We start from the raw sequence: 3337 nt of genomic DNA on the forward strand, positions 1-3337 counted from the left end.
ACCTACAACACCTACAGGGCCGACAAGCTCGTGCGCGTCGACTTCAAGTCGCTGCTGCCGGCTCCGCTGCCCGCGACCGCGCAGGACGCTGCCTTTGTGCCGTCCGTGACCGAAAGCGCGTTCCGCGACGCGCTGGCAGGCCTAAGCGACTATGAGCTCTTCGCCGAACCCGATATCGCCAAGGCGCTGATCGCCTACTACTCGGCCAATCCGGATTTCATCTGGGTGACAGGAGATTCGCCCAACAGCAGGGCGCAGGATGCGGTGCGGGTGCTTGGCGAGGCTGCCAGCTACGGCCTGACGCCCGCCGACTACTCCGTCGACGTCCCGACGGCCACGGCTTCCGCAATGCCGGAAGAGCGGATCAAGAATCTGGTCCGCTTCGAGATGGCCTTGTCGGCGCGCGTGCTGCGCTATGCCCATGATGCCCAGAGCGGCCGCATCGACCCGATCCGCATGACCGGCTATTACGATTTCCCGGCCAAGCCGCTCGATCTCGAGGGCGTGCTGAAGACGCTGGCGCATACCCAGGAGGTGCGCACTTACCTCGAATCGCGGCACCCGCAGAACCCGGAATACCAGGCGCTGCGCGTCGAACTGGAATCGCTCCAGGCGAGCGAGGAGAACGAGATCGTCGTCGATCCGAAGCTGCTGCTCAAGCCCGGCGAAAGCAGTCCGGAACTGCCCAAGCTCTTGACCCTCATTGCCCGCAATCTCGATGACGAGATGGGCGGCAACTTTGGCGAGATCCTTTCCAGGCTCGGCAACAGCGAGGTTTACGATCCCGAACTGGCGCCTGTGATCAAGGCGGTGCAGCAGCGGGCGGGCATGAAGGGCGACGGCGTCATCGGCCCACGCACCGTCGCTTCGCTTGCCGGAACATCCAAGGCCGACAAGATCGAAAAGGTGAGGGTTGCGCTCGAAGAGTTGCGATGGCTCCCCTCCGACCTCGGCAGCCCGCGCGTCTTCATCAACCAGCCGGCCTTTACCGCGAGCTACATCGACAATGGCGAGGAAAAGCTGAAGACCCGCGTGGTCATCGGCAAAGTCACCAACCAAACCGCCTTCTTCTACAACCAGATCAAGCAGGTCGATTTCCATCCCTATTGGGGCGTGCCGCAGTCGATCATCGTCAACGAGATGCTGCCGAGACTGCGCAGCGATCCGGGCTATCTCGACCGCGCCGGCTATGAGGTGACGGACTCGCGCGGCCAGCGGGTTCCGTCAGCCGCAGTCGACTGGGGCGCGTATGGCGCCAAGGTACCGTTTAGCGTGCGCCAGCAGCCGAGCGAAGCCAATGCGCTCGGCGAGTTGAAGATACTTTTCCCCAACAAGCATGCCATCTACATGCACGACACGCCGCAGAAGTCGTTCTTCGAGCGCGACATGCGCGCGCTGAGCCACGGCTGCATCCGCCTGCAGGATCCGCGCGGCATGGCGGCCGCGGTGCTCGGCACCTCCGTCGACGACATCGCGGAGAAGCTGAAGCACGGCCATGCGACCGAGAATGTCACGCGCGTCATCCCGGTCTACGTCGCCTATTTCACAGCGTGGCCGGACATGTCCGGCAAGGTCGAGTATTTCGACGACGTCTACGATCGCGATTCCAAGCTGATGCAGGCGCTGGATGCGACCGAAGCGGTGCGTGCGCCGTCAACCTGAACGCTCGACAAGAGGGCGCCGGAAGCCGGCGTCGCGCCCGGCGATCAGCCAATAGACCAGGCCCGCGACGAGACCGGCGCCGGCGATGATGCCCATGTCGGCCCAGCGTTCCGGATCGTCCGGCGCGTCCGGCCAGAGCAGGATGAAACCGGCCGTCGCCGCGGCGCCGCCGAACAGCATGTGCAGCCAGAAGCTCCGCAGCGAAAAGAACTCGGCAATCAAGGCAAAGACCAGGGTCTGCGTGCCGGTTACCACGATCGTCAGGAAATAGGCGAACATGCCGAGAGGCGGCACCACGAGCGCCATGATGGGCGTCACGCCCATCAGGTCGAAATAGGCGGGCGCGTCGGGGAGCGCGCTCAGTACAGCGTAGATCACGACCAACGCGATCAATCCGACGAGCACCGCCACCAGATAGCCGGCAAGTACCATAAGGATACGCTTCAGGACGTAGCCGATCATTGCAATGCACCCCCGTGCCCGCAATCATGGCGCGCAGTCAGCCATCAATCATGCGTCGACGCAAGTCTCGGATGGGCGGGGGCGGCTTACCCACGGGCGGCCGTCGTCAGGCGCCACCGCATAAGTGCTGCGAGTCCGGCAGGGACCATGTGCCTTTGCCGGCGAGATCGACGCCGTAATAGACCCTGCCGCGCAAATCGCCCTGCGGACAATCGCGCGGGATCGAGATCAGGCACATGACGACGGGATCGCCGACTCTGGAACCCGCCAGCCCCGGCTCACGGTCATAGGAAACCGCGGCTCCGCCATTGGTGAACGTCGCAGCGCTCCCGGCTTCCGGGCTGGCGGTTGCCAGCGGGTCGTCGCCCAGCCTTGCCGTCAGCGTCTTGATATGGGTGAAGCCGCATCTCCCGATCGAAGAGGGAAGGGGCTGGTCCACCGGCCTGGGTGTTCGCGCCGCCAGATCAAGCGCCTTCTTGCCGATCAAGGCGATATTGTACTCCTCAACCCAGGAGGGCGCCGAGCCATAAGTCTGCAGCGCGTTGTTCTGGGCGCTGACGATGCAGGCGGCGTCCGCCTTGCAGGCATTCCGGTCCGCAGCCAATTGTCTGGCGATCTTGCGCTTGTCACCGCCGAAGGCAGGCTCGAAGCCGCTGAGGGCCTTGGCGACCAGCACATCGATCGCCGACATCTGCGCGTCCGCGCATATTGCCTTCTCGCTGGGCAATTCAGCCTTCCGGCAATCGAAGGATGGCCCGTCTGCCAACGCAGGCCCCAGGCCTGACAGGCTTAGGATCAACACAGGCACGAGCCGAGAGATCGCTCGAATGGGGAGACGCATTTCTTGCTCCAGACCGTCGGCTTAGAAGCATCAATCTACGCGGAAAGCCGACGATACGGAATGACTGGAAAACGGAAAGCGATCCGCCTTACTTCGGCTCGCCGGTCACCGGATCATAGGTGATTTCGACCTTGGCCTTGTCGGTCGTGTAGTAGATGACGGTATAGCCGTCGCTACTCCAGCCGACCTCCTTTATGTAGCGGAAGTCGTTCCGCTTCTCGACCTTGGCGACGATTTCCGAGAGTTTCTTGGCATTTTGCGGCGGCACCGCTTGCTCCTCCGCCGCGAAAGCCGGCCCGCCGATAAGGAAAAACGCAATACTGGTTGCCAAAACAACAGCGCGCATGACTGCCCTCAATCTCGTGTTGGCAT

The 3337-nt window shown here is 63.1% G+C and carries 4 protein-coding genes; 1 reads left to right on the forward strand and 3 read right to left on the reverse strand.

Translation table 11 applies throughout. The features are described from left to right. Nucleotides 1–1662: murein L,D-transpeptidase (locus EOA29_RS29845; protein ID WP_145969864.1), on the forward strand; the 1662-nt coding region annotated here is incomplete at its 5' end. Here EOA29_RS29845 and EOA29_RS29850 read toward each other — a convergent pair. From EOA29_RS29850 to EOA29_RS29860, 3 genes are all read right to left on the reverse strand, one after another. Then, nucleotides 1654–2124, reverse strand: coding sequence for a hypothetical protein (locus EOA29_RS29850; protein WP_126093939.1), 471 nt, complete (start codon nucleotides 2122–2124; stop codon nucleotides 1654–1656). The two genes, EOA29_RS29845 and EOA29_RS29850, sit on opposite strands and share 9 nt — an antisense overlap. 106 nt (nucleotides 2125–2230) lie before the next feature. Then, complete coding sequence (locus tag EOA29_RS29855) at nucleotides 2231–2815, reverse strand: hypothetical protein (RefSeq protein ID WP_245464678.1); 585 nt, start codon at nucleotides 2813–2815, stop codon at nucleotides 2231–2233. A gap of 238 nt (nucleotides 2816–3053) precedes the next feature. Then, the coding region (locus tag EOA29_RS29860) for a PepSY domain-containing protein (RefSeq protein WP_245468573.1) at nucleotides 3054–3337 on the reverse strand (284 nt) is incomplete at its 5' end.

Origin of the sequence: Mesorhizobium sp. M1E.F.Ca.ET.063.01.1.1 (assembly GCF_003998155.1) — a bacterium.
In the GTDB taxonomy this organism is placed as follows: domain Bacteria; phylum Pseudomonadota; class Alphaproteobacteria; order Rhizobiales; family Rhizobiaceae; genus Mesorhizobium.